Origin of the sequence: Oligella sp. HMSC09E12 (assembly GCF_001808505.1) — a bacterium.
Lineage (GTDB): Bacteria > Pseudomonadota > Gammaproteobacteria > Burkholderiales > Burkholderiaceae_B > Oligella > Oligella urethralis.
In genome coordinates this window covers 1-14,965 of sequence record NZ_KV793521.1, presented here as the reverse complement: position 1 = coordinate 14,965, position 14,965 = coordinate 1, and the positions used below count along the sequence as shown (strand labels likewise).

At 47.0% G+C, this 14,965-nt stretch carries 17 protein-coding genes; 10 read left to right on the top strand and 7 right to left on the bottom strand.

Going from position 1 to position 14,965, the window contains the following annotated elements; all coding sequences use genetic code 11:
* Positions 1–45: 45 nt before the first annotated feature.
* Positions 46–837, bottom strand: coding sequence for a copper resistance protein NlpE (locus tag HMPREF3179_RS01545; protein WP_070469424.1), 792 nt, complete (start codon positions 835–837; stop codon positions 46–48).
* Positions 838–879: 42 nt separating this feature from the next.
* Positions 880–1,416 carry a copper resistance protein NlpE gene (locus HMPREF3179_RS01540; protein ID WP_070469423.1) on the bottom strand — a complete coding sequence of 179 codons (537 nt, stop codon included), beginning with the start codon at positions 1,414–1,416 and terminating at the stop codon, positions 880–882.
* 290 nt (positions 1,417–1,706) lie between these two features.
* Between HMPREF3179_RS01540 and nhaA the strand changes: the two genes are divergently transcribed.
* A complete protein-coding gene (gene nhaA, locus HMPREF3179_RS01535; protein ID WP_070469422.1) occupies positions 1,707–2,873 on the top strand; it encodes a Na+/H+ antiporter NhaA in 1,167 nt (388 codons plus the stop codon).
* A gap of 57 nt (positions 2,874–2,930) precedes the next feature.
* Here nhaA and HMPREF3179_RS01530 read toward each other — a convergent pair whose 3' ends face one another.
* Both HMPREF3179_RS01530 and HMPREF3179_RS01525 read right to left on the bottom strand, forming a co-directional pair.
* The gene (locus HMPREF3179_RS01530) at positions 2,931–3,686 is read right to left on the bottom strand and encodes a YggS family pyridoxal phosphate-dependent enzyme (protein ID WP_070469421.1); all 756 of its coding nucleotides are present in this window, start codon (positions 3,684–3,686) and stop codon (positions 2,931–2,933) included.
* A 17-nt stretch (positions 3,687–3,703) separates the two neighbouring features.
* The gene (locus HMPREF3179_RS01525) at positions 3,704–4,306 is read right to left on the bottom strand and encodes a hypothetical protein (protein WP_018025904.1); all 603 of its coding nucleotides are present in this window, start codon (positions 4,304–4,306) and stop codon (positions 3,704–3,706) included.
* 152 nt (positions 4,307–4,458) lie between these two features.
* Between HMPREF3179_RS01525 and HMPREF3179_RS01520 the strand changes: the two genes are divergently transcribed.
* The 3 genes from HMPREF3179_RS01520 to chrA are packed head-to-tail and all read left to right on the top strand — an operon-like array spanning position 4,459 to position 7,904.
* Positions 4,459–5,061, top strand: coding sequence for a cysteine dioxygenase family protein (locus HMPREF3179_RS01520; protein ID WP_070469420.1), 603 nt, complete (start codon positions 4,459–4,461; stop codon positions 5,059–5,061).
* Positions 5,062–5,070: 9 nt separating this feature from the next.
* Positions 5,071–6,711: a rhodanese-like domain-containing protein gene (locus HMPREF3179_RS01515; protein ID WP_070469419.1), complete on the top strand. Its 1,641-nt coding sequence runs from the start codon at positions 5,071–5,073 to the stop codon at positions 6,709–6,711.
* A gap of 11 nt (positions 6,712–6,722) precedes the next feature.
* Positions 6,723–7,904, top strand: coding sequence for a chromate efflux transporter (gene chrA / locus HMPREF3179_RS01510; protein ID WP_070469418.1), 1,182 nt, complete (start codon positions 6,723–6,725; stop codon positions 7,902–7,904).
* A gap of 14 nt (positions 7,905–7,918) precedes the next feature.
* On the opposite strand, the gene HMPREF3179_RS01505 is transcribed toward chrA, so the two are convergent.
* Positions 7,919–8,821, bottom strand: a complete 903-nt coding sequence (locus HMPREF3179_RS01505; RefSeq protein ID WP_070469417.1) for a tetratricopeptide repeat protein — start codon at positions 8,819–8,821, stop codon at positions 7,919–7,921.
* A gap of 73 nt (positions 8,822–8,894) precedes the next feature.
* The gene (locus HMPREF3179_RS01500) at positions 8,895–9,380 is read right to left on the bottom strand and encodes an aminoacyl-tRNA deacylase (protein ID WP_070469416.1); all 486 of its coding nucleotides are present in this window, start codon (positions 9,378–9,380) and stop codon (positions 8,895–8,897) included.
* Between the two features lie 375 nt (positions 9,381–9,755).
* Between HMPREF3179_RS01500 and hpf the strand changes: the two genes are divergently transcribed.
* The 5 genes from hpf to HMPREF3179_RS01475 all read left to right on the top strand — a co-directional run bounded on the left by hpf (position 9,756) and on the right by HMPREF3179_RS01475 (position 13,265).
* The gene (hpf, locus tag HMPREF3179_RS01495; RefSeq protein WP_048768577.1) at positions 9,756–10,079 is read left to right on the top strand and encodes a ribosome hibernation-promoting factor, HPF/YfiA family; all 324 of its coding nucleotides are present in this window, start codon (positions 9,756–9,758) and stop codon (positions 10,077–10,079) included.
* A gap of 190 nt (positions 10,080–10,269) precedes the next feature.
* On the top strand, positions 10,270–10,719 hold the full coding sequence (locus HMPREF3179_RS01490; RefSeq protein WP_018025911.1) for a PTS sugar transporter subunit IIA: 450 nt from the start codon (positions 10,270–10,272) through the stop codon (positions 10,717–10,719).
* A 15-nt stretch (positions 10,720–10,734) separates the two neighbouring features.
* Positions 10,735–11,664, top strand: a complete 930-nt coding sequence (gene hprK / locus HMPREF3179_RS01485; protein ID WP_070469415.1) for an HPr(Ser) kinase/phosphatase — start codon at positions 10,735–10,737, stop codon at positions 11,662–11,664.
* Between the two features lie 4 nt (positions 11,665–11,668).
* On the top strand, positions 11,669–12,538 hold the full coding sequence (gene rapZ / locus HMPREF3179_RS01480) for an RNase adapter RapZ (protein ID WP_161797540.1): 870 nt from the start codon (positions 11,669–11,671) through the stop codon (positions 12,536–12,538).
* A gap of 4 nt (positions 12,539–12,542) precedes the next feature.
* Positions 12,543–13,265, top strand: coding sequence for a septal ring lytic transglycosylase RlpA family protein (locus HMPREF3179_RS01475; RefSeq protein WP_070469414.1), 723 nt, complete (start codon positions 12,543–12,545; stop codon positions 13,263–13,265).
* A gap of 78 nt (positions 13,266–13,343) precedes the next feature.
* On the opposite strand, the gene rsmI is transcribed toward HMPREF3179_RS01475, so the two are convergent.
* Positions 13,344–14,291 carry a 16S rRNA (cytidine(1402)-2'-O)-methyltransferase gene (rsmI, locus tag HMPREF3179_RS01470; protein ID WP_083290665.1) on the bottom strand — a complete coding sequence of 316 codons (948 nt, stop codon included), beginning with the start codon at positions 14,289–14,291 and terminating at the stop codon, positions 13,344–13,346.
* Positions 14,292–14,353: 62 nt separating this feature from the next.
* On the opposite strand from rsmI, the gene HMPREF3179_RS11795 reads away from it, so the two are divergent.
* Positions 14,354–14,920, top strand: a complete 567-nt coding sequence (locus HMPREF3179_RS11795; protein WP_083290664.1) for a YraN family protein — start codon at positions 14,354–14,356, stop codon at positions 14,918–14,920.
* The last annotated feature ends 45 nt before the right edge of the window (positions 14,921–14,965 follow it).

The window sequence follows — 14,965 nt, the reverse complement described above, 5'->3', positions numbered from 1 at the left end:
AATCTCCGGCCTTCAGGCCGGGGAGGATGTCAATTAAGCTATATGCTACATTGTCGGACAAAAGGTCTCGGCCACTTGCAGAAACACACTCTCCTCGCTGTTGCTGCCTAGCTTCCAACCACCCTTAACCATTTGGGGCACATCAACAATACGCTCACCCAGGGCATCGGCTTCTGGGTAATAGCCAGCATCCTTAAAGCTCACATGCTGCTTAGCACAATCAATCATCACTTCACCCTTGACCGACTTGAAACCACCGTTTTGCGGTTCTTTAAAGTTTAATAAACCACTAAAAAACACATGATTATCCTCAACCCGAATGCTTTGTAAAGGCAAAATCAATTGCTGTGAGCTGGCTCGATACTCAGCCTGTTTACTCAATTGATAATCGGGCATCAAATTACCCTGGTCATCTAGATAAACGGCCAGGCCCTCAGCAAACTGCATCCGCAACTTAGCGCCTTTTGCACCTTTATAACCATTAAAAGTTAGCACACGTGTCGTTTCATCCCAGCTTAAGGAACCTTTATTGACTGAGACCTTGTGAGGTGATTCCAGTTCAGCCTCACGCATTAAATAGGTACCATCAGTGTTAAAAATAAGATCCACCTCAATACCAGCGCAATGACCGCAGGGAATCACGCCACTCCATCGTCCATCCCAATCCACGACGTGTGGGGTAGGATCAGCATTTGCTTGAGCTTCAGTGCTTGCATCGGCAACCGCCTCTTTGACACTCATCTCTTCAGCTTGCGGCTGAGCTTCTTTGGTCGCTTGAGCGCAGGCTGAGGATAAGGCAGCCACCACACCCACTAAAGCAAATGCTAACTTTTTCATAAAGAACTTCCTAGGGGAACAGATTAATATGTTAAGAACTAATTACTGCGCTCTTTTTAACATATAATCAGCGCGTGCGTTACCTTCGGCGTCAATATATAGTAATTGACCGTCTTTTAATAACAAGTGACGGCTTTCATTGTCAGCGCTTGTTAAAGTAATCACGCCGTTAGTCGTTGTATAACTCGCCGTACCAGTGGTACTAAATTCACCATCAGCCGACTCTCGATAGCTTTCGTTCATGGTAAAGGTGCCGTCAGCATTCAGCGTTAGCTTGACATCAATGCCAGGGCAAGATGCGCAAGGTACGGTACCAACCCATAGTCCCTGAGCTTCTTGAGCCAAAGGTGCTGCCGCTTGATTTGGCGTTTGGTTTGGCGCAACTTCAGTCACGGTCACTTTCTCATCAATACGCGCCTCACCCTCTGCAACTGGGGTCGCAGTCACCACACTCTCCGTGATACGGATTTCGGCATTGCTATTTAAACTATCGGTGGCCGCAACATCCGCAGCCGTTTGCGCATAAGCAGTCGTCGCCAAAGCCACGGAAGTACCTAAAATAAATGCTAATTTCTTCATCTTCTTACTCCTTAATAAGTTGAAAATAAGCGAATAAAAAATCGTTTAATCTTTAACAAGATGCCTCTCATCTTAGCCTGTTACAAAGTCAAAGATCATTAAATTTCGTTTTAAAAAGTAAGTAAATATCCTTTAAATCGATACAATTTCAGCCACATCATTGACTAAGCAATTGTTTTAAAAGGATTAATTATGCAGCTTTCAGTAGCTTACAAAAATCTGAATAGATGGTAGAATAAAACTCTTTTAGCAAAAAAAATCAAACCGCTTTTAGACGGTCTTATCATCTTATGACGCAACATACTCAACGCTTTATTGCAAAAATTCTTAATAGCCCACAAGCGGCCGGCGTAATTCTGATCCTGGCCTCAATTATCGGCGTCGTCTTTGCTAACTCCGCTCTGGCCAATGGCTATTTTGCTTTCTTAGAAGCCAAATTCCTCAATCTATCCATACTGCATTGGATTAATGATGCCTTGATGGCTATCTTCTTTTTACTGGTTGGGTTAGAGGTTAAACGAGAACTTTTAATAGGCGACTTAGGTACCCGTCAAAAGCGCATTCTTCCTTTTGCAGCCGCCTTTGCTGGGGTTACGCTACCGGCGCTGATTTATCTCTATTTTAATTGGAACGAACCGCTAACCGCCCCCGGTTGGGCTTCACCTGCCGCCACCGACATTGCCTTTGCACTCGGTATCTTGGCCTTGGTGGGTAGTCGCGTGCCCATCTCATTAAAAATCTTTTTAATGGCCTTGGCCGTGATTGATGATCTAATTGTGATCGTCATTATCGGCCTATTCTATACCCAACAATTACAAATCATTTATTTATTCATTGCGCTAGTGGTTATCGCGATGCTGGCGACCTTGAATCTTAAAAACCACCAGCGCAGCCTACCCTATTTAGTATTAGGCTTATTACTCTGGTGGTTAATTCTTAATTCAGGTATTCACGCTACCCTAGCCGGAGTTATCTTGGCTTTTACCATTCCCGTTAGCGAGCCAGATAAGGCACACTCACAGCATGATGCCGAGCCCTTGTTATTACGCTGGGAACATGCCTTATCTAACTGGGTCTCCTTTTTAATTATTCCCATTTTCGGCTTTGCTAATGCCGGCGTCTCCTTCGGCGCCTTCTCTTATGAACAGCTATTTCATCCGGTGGTCTTAGGTATTACACTGGGACTCTTTGTAGGTAAGCAACTCGGTATCTTTGCGACAGTTTTTTTGATGATCAAAAGCGGCTTTGCGCCTAAACCGCATGGCGCTACTTGGTTACAGCTTTATGGTGTGTCAACGCTTTGCGGTATTGGCTTTACCATGAGTCTATTTATTGGCATGCTTGCCTTTGTTGAGGCTGAGCACCAAGACCTCGCCAAAATCGGTGTCTTTATCGGCTCAATTCTCTCAGCCGTGATAGGGTTTTGTATTTTAAGATTCGCACCGACTAAGTCCTAAGCGGAGCGATAAACATCAAAAGCCGCCGTGGCGGCTTTTGACTTAAGATTTAAGGACTTAACGAGCTCGGTCTTCAGGCCAGAAATGTGCTAATTCATTCGGAATATCACGTGAGCCGAAAATCATTTGCCCTACTCGGATATCGGTCGCCCCCTCCTCGATGGCAATTTCAAAGTCCCCCGACATACCCATCGACAAACGACGCACCGTGGGATGCTTTAACTGTGCCTGGTCACGCAACTGCCTTAGGGTACGGAAGCATTGGCGCACTTCCTCCTCATTTTTACTATTCATAGCCAAAGTCATTAAACCAACCACCCGCAAATGGCTAAAGGCTGCGCACTCATCAATAAAATCCAAGGTCTCTGCCACCGGCAGACCATACTTACTCTGCTCCAAGCTTGTATTAACCTGCACGTAGACTGGCAGCACCCGCCCTGCCTCTACCATAAAGCGGTTGAGACGTGCAGCGAGGTGCAAAGAATCCAAGGCATGAAACTCACTCACATAATCGGCTAGAAAACGTGCCTTATTACTTTGTAAATGACCGATTAAAATCAACTCCAAATCCGCATACGCACCATCCTGCTTAAGTGCCTCGTACTTATCAACCAGCTCCTGCACCTTGTTTTCGCCTACTTGCTTATAACCATTCGCATAAGCCACTTCAATGGCTGTTGGCGCAAACTCCTTGGTCACAGGGATCATGCGCACCTCGTCCGGACTACGACCAACGCGCTCGCAGGCTGCCGCAATACGCTGGGCTAATAATTCGAAATTTTCTTTGATTTTCTCAGGGGCAAACAGCGCCATATCAGTCAATGACCTCCTTATTTATTTAATAAATACTCCGGCAGAATCTGCTCCGGGGTCAAGCGTGGGCGATCGGCTGGGAGCTCACGCAAGGGTTGCACGCGCACCAAACTGGCTTTGCTGCGTCTGGCTAAGCGCTGATACTTGTGTGTACCTAAGATCTTATGCCGCAAGTCCTCGTCACTTAATTGCTTAATGATTTTGGCAGGCGCACCTGCCACTAGACTGTACTCAGGAATCATCATGCCCTTTTTCACAAAGGCCATGGCGCCAATGATACTATTTGCGCCAACCGAGACCTCATCCATCACCACCGCATTCATACCGACTAAGACATTACGCCCGATCACGCAACCATGCAGTACCGCACCGTGCCCAATATGACCATCCTCCTCAACAATGGTGTCTTGACGCCCATCCCCATGAACTACACAGGTGTCCTGAATATTTGAACCCTCTTTCATCACGATACGACCGAAATCACCACGCAAACTCGCCATCGGCCCCACATACACCCCAGGACCAATAATCACATCACCAATAATCACTGCCGTCGGGTGGACAAAGGCACTTTCATGAATGACCGGAACAATCCCATCAATCGCATAAATATGATCCATCACTTCCTCCTCTATATTTAACAAATATCATAGCTTAAAACGCCACCTAATCTTTCTAATTACTAAATCATCACTTGAGAAAAGCCATAGCTCCGGCGCCATGCTATCTGCTACACTTAGCGTTATTTAAAACAACTAGTGGGAGACTGTAGATGAGTGATAGTAAGTATTTAACGGCCACAGAGACGGCACTCAAAGAAGCCGCCATACAAACGCTCTTTGAGCAAACCGCAGCCTACCTGCGAGAAGGCGTCACTCGGCAAAGCCTCACTCAAGTGATGCACGCCTTGATTGAGCTGGCTTCACATCAACATTGGTGGAGTCTAGCTCAGTATGAAGTACCCGATGACGAAAGCCTGCAAAACCGCTACTTAATTCACCAAGCATCGGATGATGGCTTTACCCTCTATCTTAATGTGATGAAACCGGGCAAAAAAATCGTTCCCCACGATCACACCACGTGGGCCTGTATTGCTGGCGTAGTTGGCACCGAGACGAATTTTGTCTATGAGCGTCTTGATGACGGCTCGGTCCCAGGTAAAGCCACCTTAGCGCTAAGTGAGACCGTGTTAGTTGGACCGGGTAGCGGAATTGCTTTATTAGCCGATGATATTCATGCCGTTAAGATTGAGGATACGGTGATTCGCCATCTGCACTTTTACGGTCGTCCCTTGGAGCAACTGAGCGCTCGCAAAGCCTTTAATCTCGACGATAATACTTACACTAGTAAAGACCTTGGTGTCACCTCACGTTAATCTAGCAAGATGAAAAAAATAAGTGCTTCAAGTTTAAAAAAACTACTCCGCTCCGGTCAGGAAATAGCACTGCTGGATGTGCGTGAACATGGTCAATATGGTGCCTGTCATTTATTCTTTGCAGTTTCTATTCCCTACAGTCTATTAGAATATCGGGTAAGGGAATTAGTCCCCAATCTACATACCCCGATTGTCTTCTATACCAATGCGCAACAACACCAACTCATGCAGCAAGTCAGTGAGCGCTTAAAGAGCCTAGCTTATGACAATGTGGCTGTCTTAGAGGGTGGCATTGAGGCTTGGCAAGAGGCTGGCTACAACACCTTTGCTGGGGTTAATTTGCCCAGCAAAACCTTTGGTGAATTAGCAGAGCTGAAGTACCGCACACCTCACCTAAGCGCTCAGCAACTGCATGCCCTGATGAATGATCCGAGTGCCAAGCTATTAATTCTCGATGGACGACCGCTGACAGAGTACCAAAAAATGAATATTCCTGGTGCCATCTGTTGCCCTAACGGTGAATTGGCTTTGCGGGCGACGCAAATGGTGGCCGATGAAAGTACCACCATCGTGATTAATTGCGCCGGTAGAACACGCAGCATTATTGGCGCTCAAAGCCTGATTAATTTTGGCATTAAGAATCCCGTTTATGCCCTAGAAAATGGCACCCAAGGCTGGTATTTAGAAGATTTTAAGCTGGAACACGGCGCAACTCGGCAGTATCCTGAAGCCATTGATAGCTCCCTCCAAAGCGCTTTGCAAGTCAAAGGACAGGCACTACAACAGCGCTTCGGACTGCCAACCATCACGCTTGAAGATTTGATAAATTTACTGGCATCAGAGCAAGGCACGACCTATGTGTGCGATATTCGCACCCAAGAGGAGTTTAAGCGTGCTGCTTGGCCAAGCATCGTTCGTCACACACCTGGCGGTCAGTTAATCCAAGCCACGGATGAATTTATCGGGGTCAGAAATGCCAACCTCGTCTTAATTGATACCGACGGTATTCGTGCACCTGTCGTTGCTTCGTGGTTAAAGCAACTCGGTTGGTCAGTCTATTTGCTGCCGCTCAGCCAGGGCACTAAGGACTTGAGCAAACGACTCCCCGAACGGCCTAGCGTTGAACTTGTTTTAAGACACAGCACTGAGATAGCAGCCGAGGCTCTAGAGGATTTTATCCAGCAACACGCCGATTTGCTAATTGCCGACACACGCAACAGCATGGATTTCAAAAAGCAGCATTTAAAAAACGCCTTCTGGCTCAATCGTAGCCATTTGCTGCATCAACATGAACTGCTACAGCCCCTATTCAATGCACCTAAATCCCAAGCTATTCTCTTAATGGGTGATAATCAGGCTAAAAATAGACTGTTAGCGAGCGATCTGGCGCTTTTAGGCTTTAAGCATCTCTATTTAGCCCAGATTGAGCCAAAGTTTTTTGCTAATACTCATCATGCACTGATCCAAGACGACGCGCTACTGAGTGAAGCGGATTGCATCGACTATTTGTTTTTCTTGCATGATAGACATCAGTACAATAAGGCCGCCGCAAGGCAATACCTTAAATGGGAAACCGACCTTATATCTAAAACTGATGAAGATGAAAAGGCCGTCTTTAACTTTAGCTACGTAAAACCTCATAGCAATTAAAGGAGTCGACTGTGTCTACCAACAGCCCCTGGTCCGTGTTTCTTATATTCTTACGCCTAGGGCTAACCTCCTTTGGTGGTCCGGTTGCTCATCTAGGTTATTTTCGTGATGAACTGATCGTCAGAAGACGCTGGATGACAGAGCAACAATACGCTGACTTAATTGCTTTATGTCATTTTTTACCCGGCCCCTCCAGCAGTCAAGTGGGTATGGGCTTGGGTATTTCGCAAGCCGGCTATGCCGGTGCCTTTGCTGCCTGGCTGGGCTTTACCATGCCCTCGGCGCTGTTGCTTATACTGATTGCTTACGCCATCAATAGCGAGAGCGCTCTGCTCCCGCCCTCAGTCTTACATGGTTTAGCCATTGTGGCCGTGGCTGTCATTAGCCAAGCGGTGTGGGGCATGGGGCGCAGTCTCTGCCCAGACAAATCGCGTTTTACCCTGATGATCGCCGCCACCTGCTATTTACTGCTATTTCCATCGACTTGGGGTCAGATCCTGGTCATGCTATTAGCAGCCCTCATTGGCGTAGTGTGCTTTAAGCCAGAAACGCAAAGGCAAGATGCCGAGCTCAAAAGTCCAATGTCAAAACGTCACGGACTCCTGTTTTTAAGCCTCTTTTTCATACTTTTATTAGTATTGCCACTGACCGCAAAACTATTCCCCAATCAGGCACTGATACTGTTTGACGCCTTTTATCGCGCCGGCTCCTTGGTCTTTGGCGGAGGCCACGTGATGTTGCCTTTATTACAGGCAGAAACCGTACCTTCCGGTCTAGTCAGCGCAGAGGCCTTTATGGCAGGGTATGGTGCAACACAAGCCGTGCCAGGTCCTTTATTTACCTTTGCCGCCTTTTTAGGAGCTTCAATGCATACGGCTTACGGCGCCTTTATCACTGGGATGCTTTGCTTATTAGCCATTTTCTTACCGTCCTTTTTATTAGTGCTGGGCGCCTTGCCTTTTTGGGAGAGTTTACGGCGCTTAGGCCCTATTCGTGCCGCCTTAACGGGTGTCAATGCGGCGGTAGTCGGTCTGTTATTGGCGGCGCTTTATCGTCATGCTTGGCTAGATGCGATCGACTCCAGTCAAGATTTTGCACTTGCTTTGATTGCGCTCTGTGCGCTTATGATTTGGCAACTACCGCCTTGGTTGGTAGTGATTGGCGGTAGTCTCATTGCCTGGTTACTCTATTAAAAATTACACTGTCTCTACTTTGCTGTTTTCACCAAAGCACAGGCCGCTTGCTCACCTAATTCACAGGCCTTAAGAAAATAGCCCTGCGCTGTTGCCGCATCAGCGACTGTGCCTAAGCCCTGTTGATACATTTGCCCAAGGCGATAATTAGCGCCGGCATGATCTTGCGCCGCTGCCTCAGCATACAGCGTCAACGCCGCCGCATCATCACGTGGCAGCTTAAGCCCTTCAAAATACAGCGTCGCTAAGTGATACTGCGCTTCCACAAAACCCAGCGAGGCCGCATTTTTATACCAGCGCAAGGCGTTTTGCAGATTCACTGCAACACCCAGTCCCTGCTCATAAATGGTCGCCAGATTATAAATCGCCCGCGGATAACCACGCGCTGCCGCCGCACGAATCAACTCGCGGCCCTTGGCATAATCCTGCTGCACACCCCGCCCCTGCATATACAGCATACCTAAGCCATTTTGGGCAATGGGATCCTCACGCTCAGCAGCATGACCATACCATTGAAAGGCTTTTTCATAATTGATGGTGGTACCACGCCCCTCTTCATACATTTGCGCTAAAAAGGTCTGCGCCTCGGTTAAACCAGCCTCTGCCGATAATTTAAACCAACGAAAAGCCTCTGCTTGATTAATGGCGGTACCTAAACCATTTTGATAAATCACGCCCAATAATCCTTGCGCCTCCGCATCACCTGCCGCAGCAGCCTGCAATAGCCACTTATGGGCTTCACTATAATTACGCTCGGACGCATTGCCATTAAGTAAACGCGCCCCCAATTGCCTTTGCGCAACCACTTCGCCAGACTCGGCACGCTCATATAAAGCATCACTACCTTTTGAACCAGAACTAAAGGAGATAAAATAAAAAGCGGCAACGCAGACAAAAATTAAGATAAAAAATCGCATAGTAATCGCTTATCTGATGGAGCTATCATTCTAACAAATGCCGCAAGCCTCGCATGAGGTGACTAAAGGCGACTTACTTTGTCGCCTCAATCGGCTTAACACCGATTTGCAGTAATGCCTCAGGCGTGATTTTTAGGCTAAGGCCGCGACGGCCGCCATTAATAAATAGGCTGTCCATCTCAAAAATACTACGTTCAGCATAAATCGGAAGCTTCGCCTTAATCCCAAAGGGTGAAGTGCCACCAAACTCATAGCCGGTCCATTTATGAGCCAACTCATAGGAGGCTGGCACAATGTGTTTAACACCGAATAGCTTTCTTAAGGTTTTAGTATCAATGGTTTGATCACCGTGTTGTAAGACCATGTAGCCCTTTTGCTTCTCATCGCTCAACACAATACTTTTAATCACCTGATGCGTGGGCACCCCCAAAAACGATGCCATAAACTCAGCCGTACCTTCAATCTCGCCCTGACATTCAAATACCTGATAAGGTATTTTTTGACGTTCTAAAAATAAGGTTGCGGGTGTTTTGATGGTGTTTTTCTTAGCGTGTTTCATGGTGATGCTCAACCTTTGTCTTAACAGCCGGATAATCAGCAAACCAGCTGGAAGAGTATATGGTCAGATGACGATTGGTATGTAAGTCATCACTATAGCCTAAAATAGTGCTTTATTGCCTATATGCTAATACCATCTTAAGGTGAAGAGTAAATAATCGCATCGCCGCTATGATACTAAGACTGGTGATTATGCGGAAAAGGACTGAAGCTTACAACACTAGGCCACAAAACGGTCTTTTGCGCAGCGATATGCAGCCACTTCCACCTATTCTATACAAAATCCTGAAAATGTCTATCCGTAATTTGCCATCTTGTATTTAACTGGCAGCATGCTAGAGTAGAAATTCATCACGATATATTAAGAGAGGTCCCTATGAGTTCTGCTAATTTATCTATCAACGCCCATCGTTTGGAATTAACTCCTGCTATCAGAGAGTATGTGCTTAAGCGCTTAGATCGTGTCTTACGTCACACCGGGGGTGCGACGGCTGCGATTGTTAATCTCTCGGTGGAGCCGCTTAAGCATTGCGCTGATATTACGGTACGCGTGCCCGGCAAAGAGCTGTTTTGCGAATCCGTTGCCGATGATTTATACGCTGCGATTGATGCCTTGGCAGACAAGGCCGACCGTATGGTGCTAAAGCACAAGGGTAAGCAGCATGACCGCTCACATTCAGCTCGCCGCGCGGCTGTCTAAGGGTCTACAGTCTTAAGATATTAGGTAGCATGGCCGATTAAACCACCGATTTAATCGGCTTTCTTGAATTATATTTGCCACTAGCATATCATCAACTTTAAAGTATTTACCTGGCTTGATGCTAGTTTTTGATTCTTAACATGATTTTTGGTTATGATAGAAGCCTCTCATTGAGGAAATTAACTCACCTATGAACCATTTTGCTAATATTTTAAGCGTCAACAACATCCTTTTGGATATCAATGTCACTAGCAAAAAGCGTGCTTTTGAACAGGCAGCGCTACTCTTTGAAAACACTCAAGGCATCCCTCGTGCCACCGTCTTTGATAGTCTTTTTTCCAGAGAAAGACTCGGTTCGACGGCACTAGGTCATGGTGTGGCCGTGCCCCACGGGCGCATCCCTAATTTGACCAAGCCAGCGGCTGCTTTTATGCGCCTGAGCAACCCAATCCCTTTTGATGCACCGGACAATCAAAATGTTGGCATCATGGTGATTTTGCTCGTGCCTGAAAACGCCACCCAAGAGCATTTGGAAATTTTAGCCTCACTTGCCAAAACGCTTTCTAATGCAGAGACGAGAGAGCAGTTACTCAGTTTGGATGAGCCTGAGGCCATCTACGATTTATTCACTCAGCAATAGGTACTCGACAGCGTTATGGTTACTATCCGGGATCTGATCAACGAGCATAAAGACAGCTTAAAATTATCTTGGATAGCCAACGAGGAGCATGGTGACAGAGCCATCACTGATGAAGCACTCTCCTCCGCCGACCTAGTGGGTCATTTAAACATGGTTCATCCCGACCGCATTCAAGTGTTTGGGATCGAAGAGGTGACTTTTTATAATCGCCTACCAAAGCCTACTCAAAATCGCTTACTCAAAGAGCTGAAAACACATGATGTGCCCTGCATTATTATTGCCGAGGGGCTTGAGGTACCCACCTCCTTACATCGTTTTTGTAGCAAAAAAGGGGTCCCACTCTTAAGCAGTCCAGCCGAAGCCGCCTACTTAATTGAGGTGATACGGATTTATCTAAGTCGTTATTTTGCACCCAAAACGACCGTTCATGGTGTTTTTATGGACGTGCTGGGCTTAGGTGTATTAATTACCGGTGAATCTGGACTGGGTAAAAGTGAACTTGCCCTGGAGCTAATATCACGCGGACATGGCTTAGTGGCTGATGATATCGTCGAATTTACACGTCCTTCACCACATGTGATCGAGGGTCGCTGCAACCCCCTCTTACAAAATCTCTTAGAAGTGCGTGGTATCGGTCTGCTGGATATTAAAACCATCTTCGGTGAAACCTCCGTTCGGCGCAAGATGAATTTAAAGTTGATTGTGCATTTAGTGAAGTCGCACGGTGAAGATTTCGAGCGCTTACCATTCCAAGATCAAAGCGAAGACATTTTAGGCGTACCCACACTGCGTGTTAAACTGGCCGTACTGGCCGGACGTAACTTAGCAGTATTGGTTGAAGCCGCTGTGCGTAACACCATTTTAAAACTGCGAGGCATTGATACCCTAGCCGAATTTATGAAGCGCCAATCCTTAGCCATACAGGAAAGCTCAAACAATGAATGACGAGATAACTCCCTTAGTTGTTATCACCGGTATCTCAGGTTCAGGCAAAAGTGTTGCCTTAAATCAATTAGAGGATCTGGGCTACTACTGTGTCGATAATTTACCCATCCAATTACTGCATGATTTTGTGGCAACCACGCGTGAAGCCGAGATTAAAAAGGTCGCCGTCGCCATTGACATCAGAACACCGGGAGATATTGGGGATTTACCAAATATTATCACCGCCCTACGGAGTCAGGGCACGCCGATACTTACTATTTTTCTAGAAGCAAATGATCAAACGATTCTACAGCGCTATTCCGAATCGCGGCGGCGTCATCCCTTAACTGAGCGACTCAGCCTTGCCGGTCACGCAGCACCTTCTTTGGAGGAATGTGTGCGCTACGAAAGAAAGTATTTAGCACCGCTTAAGTTGCAAGAACACAACATTGACACTTCAAACTTAAAGCCTGCACAACTTCGTGCATGGATAAAGGAGCTCGTCGGGATCGATACGAGCAATATCCTCTTAACCTTTGAGTCATTCGCCTTTAAGATTGGCGTACCAACTAGTGCTGATTTAGTTTTTGATGTAAGATGTCTACCTAATCCTTATTACGACCGTGAACTGCGTCCCTTGACTGGTCGTGATGAGCCCGTAGCATTATGGTTAGCACAATTTGATATTGTGCACGAATTAATTAGCGATATTGCCAATTACATTCAGAAGTGGCTACCCTATTATCAACAAGACACACGCAGTTATCTCACCGTAGCCATCGGATGTACTGGCGGTCAGCATCGCTCGGTTTATGTAGTAGAGCAACTGGCTAAATTATTCTCCGACCATAAGCCGCTACGCGTCAGGCATCGAGCCCAGACGCCCAACCAGTAAGCATATGAGTATTAAAAAGTCATTATTAACGGCGCTTAGTGCCGGCGGTTTAATCCTCGCAGCTAATTCTGCTTCCGCCGCCCTACAGCAAAACACCTCAATAACTGAGATTGTTGATGGTTCAAGCAGCGCCAAAACTGAGTCTTTCCGTATTACTGTGCATGGTATTTTCCCAGAGAGCGAGTACGAACGCCTCTTTAATGGCACCTTGGAAAATGCACCCACCTATAGTGAAGAGAGCCTAAAAGAGGCTATTAATCCGCTAGCGGAGGATAAAGCGACCACTGATTTAGACACAGCGCCAGCTCTACGCGCTAAAAGCCAAAAGGGTTTAGCAACTGAGCACTTACGTGCCAAGCGTGGTAAATCCTACGTTGTTAAGGGTCGACGCTATACACCTTTTGCCTCTATCTCTGAATTTACCGAGACAGGTGAAGCCTCATGGTATGGTCCTGGCTTCCATGGTCGCAAAACGGCTAATGGCGAGCTTTATAATCAGCACAGCTTAACTGCTGCACACAAGGAGCTACCGCTAAATAGCGTCGTTCGTGTGACGCATGAGGTCACCGGTAAAAGCGTTGTTGTACGCATTAATGATCGCGGTCCTTTTCATGACAACCGCATCATTGACGTATCCTACGCTGCTGCCAAAGCACTTGGCATGGTTCAAAAAGGCAAGGCCCAAGTAAAAATCGAGCTTTTACCTAAGGGTAAACCGACGCTCTAAGACCTAGCGCTGATGGTAGGTAAAATCGTTTAAGCCAACAAGGCAATATGGATAGGCAGCTGTCATTTTTACAGCTGCTTATTTGTCTTTTAGCGCTAGCGCTGCTTGGTAGGCTTCGTCTCTGGCTACACCCATGCTTTTATTCAGGATTTTTGCGCTGTCACGCACAGAGATCCCGTGGGCTAACAACTCCTTTAATAAAGGTTCATAGTCCTGCTTAGCTTGTGCCTGTGTCGCCGCTTCAAGCACCAACACAAATTCGCCCTTTTCTCGTTGAGGATCCTCGCTTAGCCAATTAACAAGCTCAACTATCGGTAACACCGCAATTTCTTCAAAGCGCTTGGTTAATTCACGCCCCACCATAATTCGCCGCGCCGGTTCCTCAGCCGCAAGAGCTACTATGGCTTTAAAACAATCTTTGAGACGATGGGGTGCTTCATACATGATCACGGCCATTGGCTGAGCTAACCAATATTGAAACCAGGCCTGGCGTGCGCCTTTTTTGCTCGGAACAAAACCTGCAAAAGCAAAGGCTGGCTGCTCATCACTACTGAAACCACTGGCCATCAATGCAGTAATCACCGCAGAAGGTCCAGGTATAGCACACACGCGATAACCTGCCGCATGCACCTTAGCCACAATTTTACCGCCCGGGTCGCTCACTGCTGGTGCCCCGGCATCAGACACCAGCGCCACCCGTTGACCCGCAGCCAACCGTTCAATCAGCTTATCAGCCACACCCGCCTCATTATGCTGATGCGCGGCAATTAAAGGCTTATGAATGGAGTAAGCATTTAATAAGACTTGGGTCGCACGGGTATCTTCACACGCAATCACATCCGCCAATTGCAAAGCGTAAAGCGCACGTTGCGAGATATCGCTTAAATTACCAATGGGTGTTGCGACCACATACAACGTGGCGCTAGGCCAATGCTGAGCCTGCACACGCGCCTGTATAGATGCGTTAATCAATTCCTGCGCCACCGTATCGACTGTGGATGGATAAACTTGCCCGTCTTTCGTCATTTTTTGCTTTCCCCTATCTAAGATGAAGATTTTAACCGCTAGTTCTGCTAAAGGGGTCGTTTATGAAGCACGCTGAGACTAAAATCAATATCCACGAGAGCACAATTAAGAATCGCATGCAGCACCAGCCCGCAGAGCAAGCACTGGTGTTTAAACTGGCGGCCGCAGCGCCTTTAAAAAGGCCCTATGGTAACTATGGGCGCCATCGTGTCAAGGCAAAAAGACGCCAACAAAAGCACAAGCAGCTAAGCACACAAAGCAAGCTCTCAGCTACACAAGCGCAGGGACAACGGTATGAAGCCTTAGCGATTGATTTTTTAAAAGCCCAAGGCCTGTTACTGCTTGCCAAAAACCTACGTTGCAAGATGGGTGAGATTGACTGCCTGATGCTGGACGCTCAAACGCTAGTCTTTGTCGAGATTAGACAACGCAGCTATGCCTACTATGGTGGGGCGGCAGCCAGCATTAATCAGCAAAAGCAACTACGCATCAAGCTCGCCGCAAATTACTTTTTACCCCAAATCTGTCATCGTCTCGGTCTAAAGCAAATGCCTTACTGCCGCTTTGATAGTGTGACTTTTGATGGTAAAAAGCAGGATATGCAATGGTTGAAAAATGCCTTCTCTTGACATCCTCCCCTCCCTAAAGGACGGGGATTCCTACTAGCTCCCACG